Raw genomic sequence first — 14,800 nt, 5'->3', positions numbered from 1 at the left:
TCACTCCAGCGAGGCGGCGACGAGTTCGGCCACGTCGAGCACGTCGGGGCGCGGGCCCACGACGCCTTCGAGCATCGCCGTGCAGTTCGGGCAGGCAACCGCGACCACGTCCGCACCGATCGTGCGTGCGTCCGCGATGCGGATGTCGGGAATGCGCTGCTTGCCGGGGATGTCGGTCAGCGGCGCACCGCCGCCACCGCCGCAGCAGCGGCCGCGCATGCCGTTGCGCTCCATCTCGACGACCTGGATGCCGATCGTCTTCAGCAGCTTGCGCGGCGCTTCCGTCTCGCCGTTGTAGCGGCCGAGATAGCACGGGTCGTGATACGTGGTGCGCTTCTCGCGCAGCGCTTCGACGGCCTTCGGCGCGATCTTGCCGCTGTCGGCCAGTTCGGCGAGATAGGTCGTGTGGTGCTTGACCGTCACGCGCAGCCCGAGCGCGCGGTATTCGTTGCGCAGGCTGTGCATCACGTGCGGATCGGCCGTCACGATCTGCCGGTACGACAGCGTGCCGAGCGTGCCGATCAGGCGCTTCGCCATCTGCTGGAACGTCGCTTCGTCGCCGAGCCGGCGTGCAACGTCGCCCGTATCGGTTTCGGTCGAGCCGAGCACCGCGTAGTCGACGCCCGCCTTGTTCAGCACCTTGACGAACGCGCGCAGCGTGCGCTGGTAGCGCATGTCGAACGCGCCTTCGCCCGCGACGAACAGCACGTCGACCGGCTTGCCGGGCTGCGCGACGGGCGCGCTCAGGTCGACCGACCAGTCGTAGCGCGCAGCCGTGTCGTAGCCGCCCATCGTGCCCGTCTCGCGCAGGTTCGCGAGCACTTCCTGGCCCTTGCCCGGCACCGAGCCATGCACGAGCGTGCGGTTGCGGCGCATGTCGACGATCGCGTCGACGTGCTCGATCAGCATCGGGCATTCCTGCACGCACGCGCGGCAGGTCGTGCACGACCACAGCGTCTGCTCTTCGATCAGGCCCGACACGATCGGGCCGTTCGGCTCGCCGCGATGCTGGCCGACCGCGAGGCCCGGCGACGGGCTGCCCGCGTACGCGGCATCGGTGCCACCGGCCATCCCGACGACGAGATCCTGGATCAGCTTCTTCGGATTCAGCGGCTGGCCCGACGCGAACGCGGGGCACGCGGCTTCGCACTTGCCGCACTGCACGCACGCATCGAAGCTCAGCAACTGGTTCCAGCGGAATTCGACCGGCTTCTCGACGCCGTACTCCTGATGCTCGATGTCCGGCAGCTTCAGCGCGGTCGGCGGCGTGGCCGTGCCGTTGCCCGTGAACGATTCGCGGGTGGCCGCGAAGCGCTCCTGGCGCGGGTGGAACGCCAGGTGCAGCAAGCCGGCGATCGCATGCTTCATCGGGCCGCCCTTGGCAGCGCCGACCGTCATCGTGAATGCACCGACACCGATCAGCACTGCGCAGAGCACCGCGAACGCACCCGACATCGCGCCGGTCGGCACCAGCATGAACAGCACGAGGCCGAGCGCGAACGAGCCGAGCAGCCAGGGCAGCGTATTCCACGGGCCGCGCGACAGGCGGGCCGGCACGTCCCTGGCCGCGCGCCGGCGCCACACGAACACCGCGCCGACCAGCATCGCGAGCGCCGCGAGGAAGATCAGCTTGTCGAGCCACGGCGAATAGATCGCGAGGCCGTAGTTGACGAACACCAGCGCGAGTGCGCCGATCGCGCCGCCCGCCGTCGCGACGTGCGTCTTCGCGATATACGGATCACGGGCGACCACATGGTGCAGGTCGACGAAGTAGCGCTTCGGGATCGCGAACAGGTTCGCGACGCCAAACGTGCCGGGCGCGGTGGCCCGGCCAAGACGCCAGTAGGACGAACGCTTCGCGACCGCGAACGCGAGCCCCGCCACCGACAGCCACAACAGGGCGGTAATGAGGAAGGACGGATTCATCGTTTAGAAATCCTTCACGAGACGCAGCGAGTCGTAGATCGCGCCGTGGACGTTGTGCATCGAGATGCAATCGCCGACACGGAACAGCAGGAAACGGCCGTTGCCGAGTTCTTCCGACAGGCACGGCTGCGGCTCGGCCGCGAACAGCGTGTGCGGATCGATCTGGCCGCGGTTCACCGATTCCGGCTTGAGCTTCCAGTACAGCTCGTCGTTCGGCGACGAACCGTTCTCGATCACGACCTGGTCGACCGCGCGCTCTTCCAGTTCTTCCGTGTACTCGTTGCGCAGCACGGCGATCAGCTTGCCGTCCTCTTCATAGACGCGATCGAGCATCGTGTTCGGCGTCGGGATCACGCCGAATGCGTACAGGCGACGATAGAAGATCGGGAACGTCGTGCCGCCGCAATCGTCGGCGACCTTCACGTCCGGCGTGACGACCTCGACCTTCGAGCCGCGGCTCGCCATGAAGTCGGCCACGCCGGCGCCCGCATGCGTGCTCACGCCGTCGAACAGCAGCACGTTCTGCTTCGGCTCGACCTTGCCGGTCAGGATGTCCCACGAACTGACGGCGAGCCCCTCGGCCACGCCCCAGCCCGGCACCTGCCACGTGAAGCTCGAACCGCCCGTCGCGAGCACGACGATGTCCGGCTTCTCGGCCATGATCATCTTCTCGTCGGCGGCCACGCCGAGACGGCGGTCGACACCCAGGCGCTTCGTTTCCATGTCGAACCAGCGGATGATCCCCGACATCTGTTCGCGCTGCGGCGCCTTCGCGGCGATCATCACCTGCCCGCCCACTTCGGCGTTCTTTTCGAATAGCACGACGTCGTGGCCGCGCAGCTTCGCGACACGCGCCGCCTCGAGGCCCGCCGGGCCGGCGCCGACCACCACCACCTTGCGCTTCGGGCCGCGCGACTTCTCGATGATGTGCGGCATCGTCGCTTCGCGCGAGGTCGCCGCGTTCTGGATACACAGCACGTCGAGGCCGTTGTACTGGCGGTCAATGCAGTAGTTCGCGCCGACGCACTGCTTGATTTCATCCTCGCGGCCATCGCGGATCTTGATCACCATGTGCGGATCGGCGATCTGCGCGCGCGTCATGCCGACCAGGTCGATCATGCCGGTCGCGAGCAGGCGCTCGGCCTGGCCCGCATCGCGAATGCTCTGCGCGTGCATCACCGGAATCTTCACGACCGACTTGATGCCCGCCGCGAGGTGCACGAACGGCTCCGGCGGCAGTGCCATCGGCGGCATGCAGTTGGCGATCGTGTTGTGCGTGTCGCCCCCCGAGCCGACCACGCTCAGGTAGTCGATCAGGCCCGTCTCCGACATCGCCTGCGCGATTTCCTTCAGCGCTTCGTGATCGAGGCCGTCCTCGTGGAATTCGTCGCCGCACATGCGCAGGCCGACGCAGAAATCCTTGCCGACCGCCTCGCGCACGGCCGTCAGCACTTCGATGCCGAAACGCAGCCGGTTCTCCAGGCTGCCGCCCCATTCGTCGGTGCGGTGGTTCGAACGCTTGCTCCAGAACTGGTCGATCAGGTGCTGGTGCGCGGCCGAGATTTCGATGCCGTCCATGCCGGCCGCTTTCACGCGTTTCGCCGCTGCCGCGAAATCGCCGATGATGCGGCGGATTTCCTCGATCTCGATGATCTTCGCGTTGCCGCGGTGCACCGGTTCGCGCACGCCCGACGGCGACATCAGGTGCGGCCAGTGCTCGCCGTGGAACGACGAGCGACGGCCCATGTGGGTCGCCTGGATCATGATCTTCGCGCCGTGCTTGTGCATCGTGTCGGCGAGGCGCGTGAGCGGATCGATGATCTTGTCGGTCGACAGGTTCACCGATTTCCACCAGCCCTGCGGGCTGTCGATCGACACCGGGCTCGACCCGCCGCAGATCGCAAGGCCCACGCCGCCCTTCGCCTTTTCTTCGTAGTAGCGGATATAGCGGTCGCCCGGCAGGCCGCCCGGCTCGGCATACACCTCCGCATGCGCGGTGCTGACGATCCGGTTGCGCAGCGTCAGCTGGTTAAGCTGCATGGGTTTGAACAGGTGGGGATAACGCATCGCTGGCGACCTCTGGCGTTCGAATGTCTCGTGTTGCGGGTGTTGTGGTGTAGCGGTGAATCAGTGCATCAGTGCGCGATCGGCGACACTTCGAAGACGCAGTGGTCGTGATGCTCGGCCGCGCACTGCACTTCCTTCGATTGCGCGCGCGGCGCGCCCTTGCCTTCCGGCGTCGTGTCGTTGACCCAGTCCATCGCGCCGGCGAACCAGCCCGCGAACATGTAGCAGAGCTTGCCTTCCTTGCCCGGCTGCTGAAGCACGAACGACGAGTGGCGCAACTCGATCCTGGCGCGCGCGCCGGCGGGATCGGCCTCGATGATCGAGAACAGGCCCCAACCGCGCTGCGACAGGCGCTTCAGGTAGTGCTCGAATACGGCCATGCCGGTCAGGCCGTGCAGCTTGGCTTCCTTGTCGCACCAGTGGTAGGCGGACTTGTAGCCGGCCTTGTAGAGAATCTCGGCATACGCTTCGACGCCGAGCGCTTCCTCGACGGCGACGTGGTTGTTCGTGAAGAAATGACGCGGCACGTACAGCATCGGCAGCGCGTCGGTGGTCCAGACGCCGGTATCGGGATCGACGTTGATCGGCAGTTGCGGTTGCATCGTGGTGACTCCGTGAGGAAATTGGCCGCGCGTCTCGGCGCGCAGGCACGACATCGTCCGCGTGCCCGCGCGGCTTGCGCGGGCACGTCCCGATTTCTTTTAATGTTGAATCGCTGGCGGCGGTTCGGCGTTCGCGGCGCTTATGCGCCCCACACGTCCTTGAACACGCGCACCCAGTTCTCGCCCATGATCTTGCGGATACGCGACTCCTTCCAGCCGTGGCGTTCCATCGCGGCCGTCAGGTTCGGGAATTCGCCGATCGTGCGGATGCCGTCCGGGTTGATCACCTTGCCGAAGTTCGTCAGCTGGCGATAGCGGCCCTTGTCATGCGTCAGCATGTCGAAGAATTCCTTCGCGAAATCCTGCGTGAAATCCGTGCCGATGCCGACCGCATCCTCGCCGATCAGGTTCACGACGTAGTCGATCGCCTCGATGTAGTCGTCGATGTTCGCTTCGATCCCGCGCTTGAGGAACGGCGCGAACATCGTCACGCCGACGAAGCCGCCCGCATCGGCGATCTCCTTCAGCTGTTCGTCGCTCTTGTTGCGCGGATGTTCCTTCAGGCCCGACGGCAGGCAGTGCGAATAGCAGACCGGCTTCTTCGAGAACGCGATCGCTTCCGACGACGTGTTGCCGCCCACGTGCGACAGGTCGACCATGATGCCCACACGGTTCATCTCGGTGATCACTTCGCGGCCGAAGTCCGACAGCCCGCCGTCGCGCTCGTAGCAACCGGTGCCGACCAGGTTCTGCGTGTTGTAGCAGAGCTGCACGACGCGCACGCCCATGTCGTGGAACGCCTCGATGTAGCCGAGGTTGTCCTCGAACGCGTGCGCGTTCTGGAAGCCGAGGATCACGCCGGTCTTGTCTTCCTTCTTCGCGCGGAAGATGTCTTCCGTCGTGCGCACCAGCGTCAGCAGTTCGCTGTTGTCGCGGATCTTCTTCTTCATCACGCCGATGTTGTCGACGGTCTTCGTGAAGTTCTCCCAGACCGACACCGTGCAGTTCGCGGCGGTGATGCCGCCCTTGCGCATGTCTTCGAACACCGGCTTCTCGAACTTCGAGATGTTCAGCCCGTCGATGATGATGCTGTCTTGATGCAGCGTGCTCATGTGTTACTCCAGTCTTGTCGGGTCGGTGGGATCAATAGATCGGGAAGCGTTCGCACAATGCGAAGATCTCGCGGCGCACACGCTGTTCGGTCGCGGGGTCGCCTTCCGGGTTCGCGCGCAGCGCATCGAACACTTCCAGGATCAGGCGGCCCACCTCGCGGAATTCCGCGACGCCAAAGCCGCGTGTCGTGCCGGCCGGCGTGCCGAGACGGATGCCCGACGTGACGGTCGGCTTCTCGGTGTCGAACGGAATGCCGTTCTTGTTGCAGGTGATGCCCGCACGCTCCAGCGCCTGTTCGACCGGCGCGCCCTTCAGGCCCTTCGGGCGCAGGTCGACCAGCAGCAGGTGGTTGTCGGTGCCGCCCGTGACGAGATCGACGCCGCCCGCCTTCAGCACTTCGCCGAGCGCCTGCGCGTTCGCGAGCACATTGTCGATGTAGGTCTTGAAGTCCGCATGCAGCACTTCGCCGAACGCGACCGCCTTGCCGGCGATCACGTGCATCAACGGGCCGCCCTGCAGTCCGGGGAACACGGCCGAGTTGATCTTCTTCGCGATCTCCTCGTCGTTGGTCAGCACGAAGCCGCCGCGCGGGCCGCGCAGCGTCTTGTGGGTGGTCGACGTGACGACGTGCGCATGCTCGACCGGGTTCGCGTGGCGGCCCGCGGCGATCACGCCGGCGATATGCGCCATGTCGACCATCAGCTTCGCGCCGACGCTGTCGGCGATCGCACGGAAGCGCGCGAAGTCGAGCGCACGCGGGTACGCCGAGAAGCCGGCGATGATCAGGTTCGGCTTGTGCTCGTGCGCCAGTGCTTCGACCTGGTCATAGTCGATCAGCATCGTGTCGCGGTTCACGCCGTACTGAACGGCGTTGAACCACTTGCCCGACAGCGCCGGCTTCGCACCGTGCGTCAGGTGGCCGCCCGCGTCGAGCGACATGCCGAGCACCGTGTCGCCCGGTTTGGCCAGCGCGAGCATCACCGAGCCGTTCGCCTGCGCGCCCGAGTGCGGCTGCACGTTCGCATAGCCGGCGTTGAAGATCTGCTTCACGCGCTCGATCGCCAGCGCCTCGACTTCGTCCGCGAACTCGCAGCCGCCGTAGTAGCGCTTGCCGGGATAGCCTTCCGCGTACTTGTTGGTCAGCACCGAGCCCTGCGCCTCGAGCACGGCGCGCGACACGATGTTTTCCGACGCGATCAGTTCGACCTGCGACTGCTGGCGCTCGAGTTCCTTCAGGATGGCGCTGCGCACCGGCGCGTCGCGCTCGGCAAGGGGCTGCGAGAAGAAAGGCTGGGTGTTCGACATAGTGCGTCCGTGACGAAGAATAAGGGGCTGAAACCGAAGCTCAAGGCCCGCCCTGCCTGGGTTTCCCGCTCGTCCCGTACAAGGCTGCCGACGGCTCTATTCTTGTCGTTCGGATTTTCGGCGGATTGATGAATTTAGACGCGTTCTTTGCCTTTTCCGCCATGCGCGTCCGTTTTATACAAGTAACCGGTCGTGCTTTTTTGGATGGCCGAGCAAACGGCCCCCAGCAGTTCACCTATGAACAGGCACGCCGGCGGTGCGATTGCCGCCCGGTCGGGGTGCAGCACGTCACGCATTCGGTGCAGTGCAACATGCTGCTTTGAGCCAGACAACGTATGGAGCTAGGGTTTAGCCGTATGGCACGCTTGTTGCGCTGGCTCACACAATACCGCTGCCCGACCCGTGCCCCCCGGGCGAAAAGCTATTAGAGATTCAAGGAACGCTCCCCATGTCGCCCGACCGCACAGCGTCGCTGTCCCACTTCGCGTTCATGCCATTACCGAACTTCACGATGATCGCGTTCACCAATGCGATCGAGGTGCTTCGGATGGCGAACTACCTGAGCGGCCAGCCGCTCTACCGCTGGTCGATCATCAGCCCGGATGGCGGCCCGGTCACCGCGAGCAACGGCCTGACGGTCGATACCGGCCCGGCCGAATGCGTCGGGCAGCCCGACATCGTGTTCGTGTGCGGCGGCGTCGACGTGCAGCGCGCGACCACGCCCGCCCATCTGTCGACGCTGCGCCGCTTCGCGCGCGCAGGCATCCCGCTCGGCAGCCTGTGCACCGGCACCTATGCGCTCGCTAAATCGGGGCTGCTCGCGGGCTACGCGTGCGCGATCCACTGGGAGAACATGTCGGCGCTGAAGGAAGAGTTTCCGGAAACGCGCTTCCTGAAGGAACTGTTCGTGATCGACCGCGACCGCATCACGTGCACGGGCGGCGTCGCGCCGCTCGACATGATGCTGAACCTGATCGCCGCGCGCGTGGGCACCGCGCGCGTCACGCAGATCGCCGAGCAGTTCATCGTCGAACACGTGCGCGATACGAGCGCGCAGCAACGCATGCCGCTCGTCGCGCGCCTGGGCTCCGCGAACAAGTCGCTGTTCGAAGTGATCTCGCTGATGGAGAACAACATCGAGGAGCCGCTGTCGCGCGAGGAGCTCGCGCGGCTCGCGAACATGTCGCAGCGGCAACTGCAGCGCCTGTTCCGCGAACACCTCGGCATGACGCCGACGCACTACTACCTGACGCTGCGGCTGCGCCGCGCGCGCGAGCTGCTGCTGCAGACCGACATGTCGATCATGCACATCACGATGGCGTGCGGCTTCCAGTCGGCTTGCCACTTCAGCAAGAGTTATCGCGACGCATTCGGCGTCGCGCCGACGCGGGAGCGCCGCAAGCAGGTCGCGCCGCTCGCGCAGGGCGCGGCCAGTGCCGGGCCGGTGTTTCCGGTGCATGCGGTCCATGCGTGACACGCGCGCTGCGCGGTAAATAATCATGCGGCCGTGAAGACCGATGCCGACGGATTGTAGAAGCGTGGTCGCAACCGCCATGCAGCGGTTGTAACTTTCTGCGCGACGCTTCTGAGGCACTTCACCTGACCGCATTACCGCTGTAGGACGATTCCCCGCCCTCCTGGTTCGCTGGGGTCAGTCGCCGAGGATCGGGGCCGATGTCGCGCCAGACAGTACCGTTCGTCCGAGCCCGGAATTTTCCCGGAGTAGAAACGCCGCTTCCAACACGTGATCTCGTCCGCTGCCACCCAGCGCGACAACAAGCGCAATCACGTCTGCCATGCGTTCGCGGTCCACTTGGAGTTACCGCCTTTCGGCCGCCGAGCGCGGCGCGAGCCGCGATTGAGCGAACAGGTTCGAGACGCCATCACGACCGCGTTGTAAGCACCGTCTGCCACGAATGATTCGTCGACGCGGCGCGGCACGGCCATTTCTCTGCCGTTGCAGTCGCTGTCGCTCCATTCGGCCGTACACGCTTTATGTTGAACCCCCAGTGCGTTTCGTCGGCGACCTATCAATCAAGTTGCATCCGCTTGTAGACAAGCAGCGTCGACAGCAAACGACCAAGTCCTGGATCGCAGCGCATCTTCCCGCTCGGTTTGCGAAGTTCAGCGCTCGATTGCGCTTTCATCCCTCCCCTCTTTATTGCGCGACTTCGAAGCATTTACGTTTCCATTGGATTACTAATAAAAATCATACTTGTCCAATATACAAACCAATCATTACCAGCGATCTTCGATAACTCGTCCATACATGATATTCCAGATCTCGCCATCACGAACGCGGACAGCATCACCGGCTACATTGCAAAATTTGACAAGACAATCAAATAATGAACAGAAATTCACTGAAATCCGGCTTTGCAGCCTACCTTCTCGCGCTGTCGTCAATGCTGTCTGGCGCTGCGACTGCATGTACAATAAGCGAAGAAGCGCTGGTGCAATTTCCATTCAACAAAACCACATTATCCAATGCAGATAGAGTGATGATAGCGAATAGCGCCATTGAGGCTAAAAAGTGGCCTGATGTGAAAATTAAAGCAATCGTAATTGCCGGTGCTTATATCCACGAAAAAGACATTGAGAAGCTAAAGGATGCACGCGCCGAGAATACGATATCTTATCTGCAAAAACTTGGCATCATCGCGGAAAATATTTTCGTCGACAAAAAGACATTTACCGATAAAATGATGGAGAAACTACCCGACGGAACAGTCAATATTCATCAGGTAATCGTGGAATTCACACCGATATGTAAAGGCAGCTGTGCATGGATGTGCAACGATCCCCGCGTTACACCACGAAGCAAAGCCATCAATTGACGACCATGGAACGGAGCGTCAGCGTATGCAAACGCTCTTATTCTGACGCCGACAGCATCGCGGGGTACGTCGTTGACATTGGCTAAATTGCTGACTGCCGCCGCGCTCGCGTTGAGTTGCGCACATATGGCATTCGCGTGCGATGGTCCGTCGAACTTGCCCGGCTGGGATTTTGACGTTCGATTCGACAATGACTCAAGCGACCTATCTATCGCCGAGCTGGCGAGGCTGTCAGTGTGGTCAGCCGATATGCGCAATCGCTTTCCTATTGTCGATGTGGTCTCGGTTGTCGGTTTGGCGGAACCGACGGAGAGAGACCCGAAAGCCCTTGCTCGACGACGTGCAGCGAATGTCAAAGCCGCATTGGATCAATTTTCGGTTCGAGGCGAACGAAATTCCGTTATCGCACGAATCTACAAATTGCCGTTTCCCTCCAGCAAGTTTGACGATACCGGGCGACGCGTCGAGATCACGTTCGGGCCCGGGTGTCCGAATCACTGCTGCCCGAACCTAAACCCGATACCCAGGACGCGTTGACGTAACACGAAGCGTTCGGACTTGCCCGCGCGAAGCGGTCCGTCTTCTTCTAACCTTTCCAGCACCTTCGCCTTCCCTCGTCCGGTCAGCCCATCGCCCGCGATTGACACACCGCACGCCCAGCGTTTTCCGAAAACATCAAGATTCCGGAATCTGCAACGTATCGGCGACCGCTCCAGCAGTGCCGACACTATGCAGCGACCCTGGCCACCGCTTCCAGCGCGCACTTACGACCCCCACACCTGCATTTCGTAAAGCGAGTAACCCCACTGCGTCGCGCGCTTCGTGCCGAGCATCCGCACGTAGCGGCCGCTTCCGTTGAGATTCGGCAGCGTGACGTGGTTATATGAAACGCCGTTGCTCGTCGAGTAGATCGTCGTCCAGTTGACGTTGTCGTTCGACGTCTGGATCTGGTAGACGAGCGCGCCCGCGTCCCAGTAGAGATCGACGTGATCGATATGCTTCGTCGCGCCGAGATCCACGGAGATCCATTGCGGATCGACGCCCGCCCCTTCCGGCGAATCCCAGCGCGTGCTCGTGGTGTTGCCGTCGAACGCCTTGTCGGGGGTGAGCGACGCGTTGTAGCTCGCCGACGCAGCCGCCGGATGTCCCTGCGACAGCAGCGTCGGCTGTGCGGCGGCCGGGCCGCCGTAGTAGCTCGAACCGAGCTTGGCCTTCGTCGTGTCGGCGTTCACGCCGAACTGCGACAGGCTCCAGCGCTGGCCGGTCGTCACGTCGCCGACGTAGAGCTGATAGCCACCCGCCGTCGTCGACGAGAAGAACACATAGTTGGTGCCGGTCACCGGCGCCGGATCCGAGTTGTTGCTCACGCAATCGTTGATCGGCAACGCGTTCGGCGTCGATGCCGGGTCCGCGGTCTTCGTATAGATCTGGTCGGCCTGGCCGCTGTCTTTCCAGCGTGCGTAGAACACCATGCCGTCCCCACGCACGATCGGGTAGTACGTCTGCAGTCCGGCCGGGTGATCGAACGTGGCGGTGGCGCCGGTCGCGAGCGTGCGCTTCATCAGCCCCATGTTCGCGCCCGTGCCGGTCGCGTAGTACACGGCGCTCGCATCAGGCGAAAGGTACGGCATCGAGTATTCGGCGCCGGCCGGCGCATTCGTCAGGCTCACGACCGACGTGAACACCGGGCCGGCGCTCGTGTACGACAGCGTGGCCTGCTTGACGTCGCCGTTCTGCTTGAACACGAGCGTCTTGCCGTCCGCGCTGAATTTCGGGTCCTCGTTGCGCGTGGCACCCGTGCTGTTGGTCAGGTTGACCGGCGGCGTGCCGGCGCCAAGCTGCAGCATGAACACGTTCCACGCGCCGTTGCTGATGCCCATGAATGCGAGCCACTTGCCGTCGGGGCTGAACACGCCGTTCATCGGATCGGTGATGCCCCACGTGCTCTTGCTCAGTTGCGTCAGCGTATGAGCCGAGAAGTCGTACAGGAACAGCTGGCTCGTGCCGTCGCCGTATTTGACGTAGCTGTGATAGACGAGCTTGCCGGTCAGGGCGGCGGGAAACGTCGTGTTCGGCTGGGCGGCGGGATTGCTGATGCAGGCGGCTTGTGCCGCGCCGCCGGACATACCGAGGGCGAGGCCGGCCATCAGGCCCGCGATGAGGGTCGTCGATTTCACGCTGGTTGATTCCGGGAAAGGTAAGGAGGACGCCGCGGAAAAGTCCCGCACCGGATGCGCGGGCGCTACGGATCCGCCGCGTGGCAGCGGGGTCTCCGTATCGATCGGACATCGGGAATGAAGCTTGCTCTAGGATGCCCGCTCGTCAGACGAAAGAAAAGGATCAGAGGCCACGCAAAACATGCGGATCAGCGCGTCGACGGGATTGCGCGCGACGGGTGCCGTGCTACTCTTTTTTCAGCGACGCCCCACGCGCCCGGAGGGCCGTCATGAAGCGATATGCGGCGCTGGCACAGACGATCGCCGAAGCCATCCGGCGCGGCGATCTGGCGGCCGGTGCGCGCATCCCCACCGTGCGCGCGGCCTGTCGCGCGTACGGCGTGAGCCCGTCCACCGTGTTTCGCGCGTACTACACGCTCGAAAGCGAGGGTCTGATCGTCGCGCGTGCACGGTCCGGTTATTTCGTTGCGAACCTCGAGGACAAGCACGTGCGGTTCGGCCATGAACCGCCGCGCAAGCCGGCCGCCCCGCCTACCGGCAACGACGATACGCTGTTCCGCCTGCTCGACTCCCTCAAATACGACGACATCGTTCCGCTCGGCTCGGCCTTCGCCAGCTATTCGCTGTTCCCGATGAGCAGCCTGTGGCGCGCGATGGCGTCGGCGGCCCGCAACATGGATCGCACGGCCCTGCTGTCCGGCGCGCCGCCCGGCCACGACGGGCTGCGCCGCCAGATCGCGCTGCGCTACCTGAATGCGGGCGGGGCGTTGCCGATGGACGAGATCGTCATCACGACCGGCGCGCTCGAAGCGCTGACGCTCTGCCTGCAGGCGCTGACGCGCCCGGGCGATATCGTCGCGATCGAGCGACCGGCATTCCACGCAGTCCTGGAGGCCGTGCAGCGCCTGCACCTGAAGGCCGTCGAGATTCCGGTCGACCCGCGCACCGGCCTCGATCTCGACGCGCTCGAGAAAGCGCTCGACACGCATCCGGTGCGCGCTTGCTGGTTCATGACGTCGTTCCACAACCCGACCGGCGCGACGCTGACCGACGAGCGCAAGCGCGCGCTGATCGACCTGCTCGCGGCACGCAACGTGCCGCTGATCGAGGACGACGTGTATGGCGAGCTGCATTTCGGGACGGTCCCCACGCGCCCCGCCAAACTGTACGACGACAGCGGGCTCGTCCTGCATTGCGGTTCGTTCTCGAAATGCCTCGCGCCCGGGTTCCGGATCGGCTGGGTCGCGGCCGGACGCTACGTGCGGCAAATCCGTCAGGCAAAAGGCGCGAGCGCGCCGGCGGCCGACGTGCCTGCGCAGATGGCGATTTCGAGCTACCTGCGCGACGGCGGCTACGACCGCTTCCTGCGCAAGCTGCGCCGCAATCTCGCTGCGCACCAGGCGCAGATGCTGGCGGCCGTGCGCGCCTATTTTCCCGCGGGTACCGAGGTGTTCGCGCCGCCCGGCGGGTATTTCCTGTGGATCGAACTGCCTCCGCGCGTGGATGCGATGCACCTGTTCGGCGATGCGATGGAAAGCGGCGTCAGCATTGCGCCGGGGCCGCTCTTTTCCGCGACCGGCGGATTCCGCCGTTATCTTCGGCTCAATTACGGCCGGCCGTGGACGCCGGCCGTCGAGCACGCGATGCAGACCATCGGGACGCTCGCAGCGCGGCAGCGGCAGGACGGATAGGTCGGATCCGACGAATCGCGACGGCCCGCCCGCGCCTTGCGTTTCACGCGCCGACGACCAAGAATGAAGCGGTAGGCCGCCACGGACGAACGTGTTCCGCGCACCCGACGTCACGGAGAACCTCATGAGCACCGCATGCGAACGACCGTCGACGACGCACGCTCCGCCGGATGCCTGCGCCAGCCGATCGGTTGCCTTGCCTGAAACGATCATGACGACTGGCGACCGTGCGCGTCGTTGACAGCGCCCGTCCGCTTGCCGCGATGCGAGTCCTGCCGAACCGCACAATTCGCGCGCGAGATGCGTGGCGCGCGATCCTGAGCGTGCGAGCCGAAGCGCGGCGCGCTGCCGGCTTCCGCTGCAGGGAATGCGGCTTCGTGGCCTTCCGCGCGCTCGAGCACTGCCCCGTCTGCGGCCGCTGGAACGGGCCGTTCGATTCGATCCGCGCCGCATCGAACGGCACGCATGCGGCGCACTCCTTTCACACGTGGTCATCGCGCATCGCGCGGGCGCTTCGCAACGCGGCATTCCGACGGCCGCACGCATCGACCGCGCCGATCCTGAGCCTCCTGACACTCGTTCTGCTGGTCGGCGGCTACGTGACGGTCGACCGGACATGCAAGGCCGATCCCGTTTGTCGCGGGTCGAATGAGTCGGGCGCGAGGGCGAGCCATGCCGGCCCGTACGCATCGAACGATCCCGTGCTGCCGGTCCTGCCGGCGCCCGTCTATCCGTTTCATTCGACCGACGGCACGCAGGCGCCAACCACCCGACAGGGCAGCCTGGATGTCAGCCAAGCCGGCGAACGGACGACAGTCGCGCAAGCCTCGCCGGCCATGCGTGCATCCGCCCGGTCGCACGGCACCGGCACGGTTCGCCTGGTGGACTTGAATGCCAGGCGTGGCGCCGGTGCCGCGCATCGCGCCCGCGCATTCCACCGTGTGAGCGGGCACACCGCGCATGCGCGACGCAACACCGCCGGCAATACGCAAATCGCGCAGCTCTATCGCGGCCACTGAGCGCGGCCCGCCCTGCTCCGCGCCTCCCCAGTAGAAACGGGCGGCCCGTTTCCGGCACCGCCC

At 64.5% G+C, this 14,800-nt stretch carries 10 protein-coding genes; 4 read left to right on the top strand and 6 right to left on the bottom strand.

What is annotated here, in order from left to right; genetic code table 11:
• The 5 genes from ACPTTC_RS21120 to ACPTTC_RS21100 all read right to left on the bottom strand — a co-directional run bounded on the left by ACPTTC_RS21120 (window position 1) and on the right by ACPTTC_RS21100 (window position 7,013).
• Complete coding sequence (locus tag ACPTTC_RS21120; protein ID WP_423393762.1) at window positions 1-1,926, bottom strand: (Fe-S)-binding protein; 1,926 nt, start codon at window positions 1,924-1,926, stop codon at window positions 1-3.
• A 3-nt stretch (window positions 1,927-1,929) separates the two neighbouring features.
• Window positions 1,930-3,993, bottom strand: a complete 2,064-nt coding sequence (locus ACPTTC_RS21115) for an NADH:flavin oxidoreductase (protein ID WP_021160633.1) — start codon at window positions 3,991-3,993, stop codon at window positions 1,930-1,932.
• A gap of 68 nt (window positions 3,994-4,061) precedes the next feature.
• Window positions 4,062-4,595 (bottom strand): DUF5943 domain-containing protein, encoded by a 534-nt coding sequence (locus ACPTTC_RS21110; protein WP_226196165.1) that lies wholly within the window; start codon window positions 4,593-4,595, stop codon window positions 4,062-4,064.
• A gap of 140 nt (window positions 4,596-4,735) precedes the next feature.
• Window positions 4,736-5,707: a dipeptidase gene (locus tag ACPTTC_RS21105; RefSeq protein WP_175953109.1), complete on the bottom strand. Its 972-nt coding sequence runs from the start codon at window positions 5,705-5,707 to the stop codon at window positions 4,736-4,738.
• Between the two features lie 31 nt (window positions 5,708-5,738).
• Window positions 5,739-7,013, bottom strand: coding sequence for a serine hydroxymethyltransferase (locus ACPTTC_RS21100; RefSeq protein ID WP_175953108.1), 1,275 nt, complete (start codon window positions 7,011-7,013; stop codon window positions 5,739-5,741).
• Window positions 7,014-7,461: 448 nt separating this feature from the next.
• Here ACPTTC_RS21100 and ACPTTC_RS21095 point away from each other — a divergent pair, with 448 nt between their 5' ends.
• Window positions 7,462-8,487, top strand: coding sequence for a GlxA family transcriptional regulator (locus tag ACPTTC_RS21095; RefSeq protein WP_423393761.1), 1,026 nt, complete (start codon window positions 7,462-7,464; stop codon window positions 8,485-8,487).
• An 874-nt stretch (window positions 8,488-9,361) separates the two neighbouring features.
• Window positions 9,362-9,850 carry a hypothetical protein gene (locus ACPTTC_RS21090; RefSeq protein ID WP_423393760.1) on the top strand — a complete coding sequence of 163 codons (489 nt, stop codon included), beginning with the start codon at window positions 9,362-9,364 and terminating at the stop codon, window positions 9,848-9,850.
• Between the two features lie 764 nt (window positions 9,851-10,614).
• On the opposite strand, the gene ACPTTC_RS21085 is transcribed toward ACPTTC_RS21090, so the two are convergent.
• Window positions 10,615-12,027, bottom strand: coding sequence for a discoidin domain-containing protein (locus ACPTTC_RS21085; RefSeq protein WP_423393759.1), 1,413 nt, complete (start codon window positions 12,025-12,027; stop codon window positions 10,615-10,617).
• A gap of 269 nt (window positions 12,028-12,296) precedes the next feature.
• On the opposite strand from ACPTTC_RS21085, the gene ACPTTC_RS21080 reads away from it, so the two are divergent.
• Together ACPTTC_RS21080 and ACPTTC_RS21075 are read left to right on the top strand one after the other, a co-directional pair.
• Window positions 12,297-13,718: a PLP-dependent aminotransferase family protein gene (locus tag ACPTTC_RS21080; protein WP_423393758.1), complete on the top strand. Its 1,422-nt coding sequence runs from the start codon at window positions 12,297-12,299 to the stop codon at window positions 13,716-13,718.
• Between the two features lie 263 nt (window positions 13,719-13,981).
• Window positions 13,982-14,737, top strand: a complete 756-nt coding sequence (locus ACPTTC_RS21075; RefSeq protein ID WP_423395691.1) for a hypothetical protein — start codon at window positions 13,982-13,984, stop codon at window positions 14,735-14,737.
• The last annotated feature ends 63 nt before the right edge of the window (window positions 14,738-14,800 follow it).

The sequence above is a fragment of the Burkholderia mycopellens genome (assembly GCF_964265025.1).
Taxonomy (GTDB): Bacteria; Pseudomonadota; Gammaproteobacteria; order Burkholderiales; family Burkholderiaceae; genus Burkholderia.
The sequence above is the reverse complement of the archived record's forward strand: the minus strand, read 5'-3'. Positions and strand labels throughout refer to the sequence as shown.